We start from the raw sequence: 3860 nt of genomic DNA on the forward strand, positions 1-3860 counted from the left end.
CCCGGTCTGCTGATGTCCGGCAACCGGGAGGAGGGTGCTGTCTTCGGCACCCTGCGGCCGAGCCCGCAGCCGCCCGGCCGGGGGACCCTGGTGCGCCGGCAGGACGGTCAGCAACTCATCCAGACGGCGTGGTCCGAACCGGCCTGAGCGTGGCTGTCAGAGTGGCGGCGGTACGGCCGCGAGCAGGGCGGCGGTCCGCGTCTCCACCCCTGCCGCCCGTGCCGTCGCCTCGGTGATCCGCGTCGTCAACCGGGCGGCCAGAGCGCGTACGGGCAGCGGCGGGAGAGCGGAGCCCGGCTGCGGTCCAACTGTGCCGTCCGACGCCACCACCAGCCCCACCGATCTCGCTTCGTCCACGACCTCCCGGATCGTCCGTCGGACCTCCGCCAGCTCGGCCGCTCGGCTGACAAGTGCCGTGGCGATCTGGCGAGTGGCGTCGTGAGCTTCGTCCAGTCGGTGCACCAGCCGCCGTAGCCTGTCGTCGACGTGGTCCCGATCCCGCCCCGACCGCCAGTGTTCCGAGACGAGCCGTTGGAGCCGGCCCAACTCGTCGGCGGCCTCCCGGGTCGCCCGTGCCGCCTCGGTCCAGACGTCGTCGGCCTCCCCTCCGGTCGGGGAGGGAGGATCCGCGACGAAATGCTGGTAGGTGAGCGGCATGCGGTCCCCGGTCATCCGTGCCGCCCCTCCAACCGAGCCGAGATCTCCTCGTCGACCCGCGCGATCGAGTCGGCGGTGGACCGCAGAACTCCGGCGACGTCGTGCAGCTCGCTGACGACGCGCGCCAGTTCCTCGGCCCAGAGTCTGGTGACCGGATGAGCCGGTCCGCCGAAGGCGGGTCGGAGGAGGGCGTCACCGTCGGAGGCTGCCGGTGTGGCGGCCAGTCGGTCCGCCGCATCGACGATCTGCCCGGCAGCGTGACGGAGACCGTCGGGGTCGATGTCGAGCCAGGGGATGCCCATCGTCCTCGCCCCATCTCTCCGCCGAGACGCACAGCTGTGTGCAGGACGCTACCGTCGTTCGTCGTGTCTGTCCCATCGGCGTTGCGGGTGCTCACGTCAGGACGCCGTCCACCCGACGCGGCAGCCCGAGCGGGTTGGCCTCGCGCAGGGCCTCCGGCAGCAGGTCGTCGGGCACGTCCTGCCAGGCGACCGGGCGGAGGAACCGGCGGGCGGCCGCGACCCCCACGCTGGTGTGCAGCGGGGCGGTGGTGGCCGGCCACGGCCCACCATGGTGCATCGCCCAGGTCACCGCGACCCCGGTCGGCCAGCCGTTGAACACCACCCGTCCCGAGCGTGCGACGGCCAGGTCGAGCACCGCGCGGACCAGGTCGGTGTCCTGGCCCCGCTCGGCGTGCACGCCGGTGGTCAGCGCGCCGGGCACGATGGCGAGCGCCGCCAGCAGGTCGGTGTCGTCGGCGTACTCGACGACCAGCGAGGCCGGGCCGAAGCACTCCCGGGCGGCCTCGGGCGTGGCCCGGAAGTCCCGTGCGGGCATGGTGAGCAGTGCGGGTGCCCCGGTCGAGCCTGACCCGGGTCGGGGCGGCAGCAGCGCCCGGACGCCCGGCAGGGCGGCCAGGCCCGCGAGCGCCACGTCGAAGCCGGCGCGGATCCAGTCCCCCAGGAGTGGACCGGCGGGCACCCGGGTGACCGCCTCGGTCAGGACCCCCTCCAGGCCGTGCCCGGCGGGCAGGAACAGCAGCCCGGGCTTGGTGCAGAACTGCCCGAGCCCGAGGGTGAAGGAGCCCACGTACGCCCGCGCGATGTCGGCGCCCCGCGCGGCCACGGCGGCCGGGGTGACGACCACCGGGTTGACCGAGCCCAGCTCGCCGTAGAAGGGGATCGGGTCCGACCGGGACGCGGCGAGGTCGAACAGGGCCCGTCCGCCCGCCTCCGAGCCGGTGAAGCCGACCGCGCGGACCGCCGGGTGGAGCACCAGGTCCCGGCCGGCCTCCCGGCCGTGCAGCACGGTGACGGCACCGGCCGGCAGCACGTCGGCGAGGATCCGGCCGACCAGGTCGGACAGACGGGGATGGCCCTCGTGCGCCTTGACCACCACCGGGCAGCCGGCGGCGAGCGCGGAGGCCGTGTCCCCGCCGGCGACGGAGAAGGCCAGGGGGAAGTTGCTCGCCGCGAATACCGCGACCGGCCCGATCGGCACCATCATCCGGCGTACGTCGGGTCGCGGCACGGGGGTCGCGGCCGGGTCGGCGTGGTCGACGGTGACGTCCAGGAGTGATCCCTCGTCGACGGCCTCGGCGAACAGGCGCAGCTGGCCGACGGTGCGCGCCAGTTCGCCGGTGAGCCGGGTGGGCCCGAGGTGGGTCTCCTCGTCGGCCAGGGTGACGATCTCGGTGGCGGCGGCCTCCATCGCACCGGCTGCGGCCCGTAGCAGGTCGGCGCGGACGGCGATCGGTGCGAGGGCTTCCACGGCGGCGACGGCCGCCGACACGGTGGCGTCCACGGTGTTCATGCTGGTGGCGACGGGGGAGGGGATGGTAGTCACGGCTGCTCCTGTTACGCGGGGATGACGGGGCGGTCAGCACGGGATGAAGAAAAGTTCGCCGAAGGTCTTGTCGATGACCATCGTGGTATACCACGATACTGCCATGCCGCGATCGCCCCTCAATCCCACAGTGGACGGCACCGAGCCGGCCACGACCGCGCCGCCCACCACCGCGCTCTCCCTGGAGCAGCCGGCCTCGCGCGCCGACCGGGTCCGCGACGCCCTGCGCCGCGCCATCCTGGACGGCACCCTCGTCCCCGGGCGGCCGCTGGTGGAACGGGAGCTCGCCGAGATGCTCGGCGTCTCCAAGACCCCCGTCCGTGAGGCGCTCAAGCAACTGCACTCCAGCGGCCTCGTCGAGATCAACGCCTACCAGGGCGTCAGCGTGCGGCGCATCGACGCCGGGACGGTCCGGCAGCTCTACACCGCCCGCGCCTCGGTCGAGCCGGCCGCCGTCCGGCTGGGCACCGTGGGCGCTGGCTCGTTCGCCGCCGCCCGCGCCGCGCTCGCCGACGCCGCGGTGCTGGTCGGCACCGGCGAGACCGCCGGGCTCGGCATCGCCAACCGGCGCTTCCACCGCGAGTTGTACCTGGTGTGTGGCAACCCGTTCCTCTGCGGCTTCCTCGACCAGCTCCAGGACCTCACCGCGTTCGTCGCCACCGCCGGGTGGCGGCTGCGGGCCACCTTCGAGCAGGAGTCCGCCGAGCACGAGGCGATGCTCGACGCGGCCGAGAGCGGCGACGCCGAGCTCGCCGAGCGCCTCACCCGCGCGCACATCGAGAACGCCCTGACCAACCTGATCGCCGCCCTGGACGAGCAGGCCGGCCGATGAGGACCGAGGTGTACGCCCACCCGGTGTCGTTCCGGACCGACCCGGCCGGGCAGGCCGCCCGGCTGGCCGGGACGGGCGTCGACCGGGTGCGGCTCGCGTTCGCGTACCACAGTGGTCGTTGGCTGCTCAGCACGAGTGCGCCGGCGTCGGTGGCCGATCTCGACGGCGGCCTGTGGTTCGCCCCCGTTCCCCCGCTGCGCGGCCGGCTCCGGCCGGCCGTCGTAGCGGACCTCGCCGGCGACGCCGCCACCGCGCTGCGGGCGGTCGGGATCGAGGTGAGCGCCTGGCTGGTCGGCCTGCACCAGTCGGCGCTGGCCACCGCACACCCCGACCTGGCGTTGCGCAACGCCTTCGACCACCGCTACCGACACGCCCTCTGTCCCTCCCGGGCCGAGGTGGTGGACCACGCCGTCGCCCTGGTGAGCGGGGCCTCATCGCCGATCTTGCCGAGCAGCTGAAGCAGGCCCAGCGGGATGGTCAGGATCAGCACTGCGGCGACCAGCACCGCGGCCAGCACCCGGCCGTT

General features: G+C 74.2%; 5 protein-coding genes. 2 read left to right on the forward strand and 3 right to left on the reverse strand.

Going from position 1 to position 3860, the window contains the following annotated elements; all coding sequences use genetic code 11:
* Positions 1 to 156: 156 nt before the first annotated feature.
* From AB0I76_RS24635 to AB0I76_RS24645, 3 genes are all read right to left on the reverse strand, one after another.
* A complete protein-coding gene (locus AB0I76_RS24635; protein ID WP_357039857.1) occupies positions 157 to 672 on the reverse strand; it encodes a hypothetical protein in 516 nt (171 codons plus the stop codon).
* The gene (locus AB0I76_RS24640) at positions 669 to 959 is read right to left on the reverse strand and encodes a hypothetical protein (protein WP_357039860.1); all 291 of its coding nucleotides are present in this window, start codon (positions 957 to 959) and stop codon (positions 669 to 671) included. The genes AB0I76_RS24635 and AB0I76_RS24640 overlap by 4 nt, the downstream gene beginning before the upstream one ends.
* A 91-nt stretch (positions 960 to 1050) precedes the next feature.
* The gene (locus AB0I76_RS24645; RefSeq protein WP_357039863.1) at positions 1051 to 2502 is read right to left on the reverse strand and encodes an aldehyde dehydrogenase (NADP(+)); all 1452 of its coding nucleotides are present in this window, start codon (positions 2500 to 2502) and stop codon (positions 1051 to 1053) included.
* Positions 2503 to 2605: 103 nt separating this feature from the next.
* Here AB0I76_RS24645 and AB0I76_RS24650 point away from each other — a divergent pair, with 103 nt between their 5' ends.
* Both AB0I76_RS24650 and AB0I76_RS24655 read left to right on the forward strand, forming a co-directional pair.
* On the forward strand, positions 2606 to 3334 hold the full coding sequence (locus AB0I76_RS24650) for a GntR family transcriptional regulator (RefSeq protein WP_357039866.1): 729 nt from the start codon (positions 2606 to 2608) through the stop codon (positions 3332 to 3334).
* On the forward strand, positions 3331 to 3792 hold the full coding sequence (locus AB0I76_RS24655; RefSeq protein ID WP_357039869.1) for a hypothetical protein: 462 nt from the start codon (positions 3331 to 3333) through the stop codon (positions 3790 to 3792). Before AB0I76_RS24650 ends, AB0I76_RS24655 begins: the two co-directional genes overlap by 4 nt.
* Positions 3793 to 3860: the final 68 nt, after the last annotated feature.

Source organism: Micromonospora sp. NPDC049799 (assembly GCF_040656655.1).
Classification (GTDB): Bacteria; Actinomycetota; Actinomycetes; order Mycobacteriales; family Micromonosporaceae; genus Micromonospora.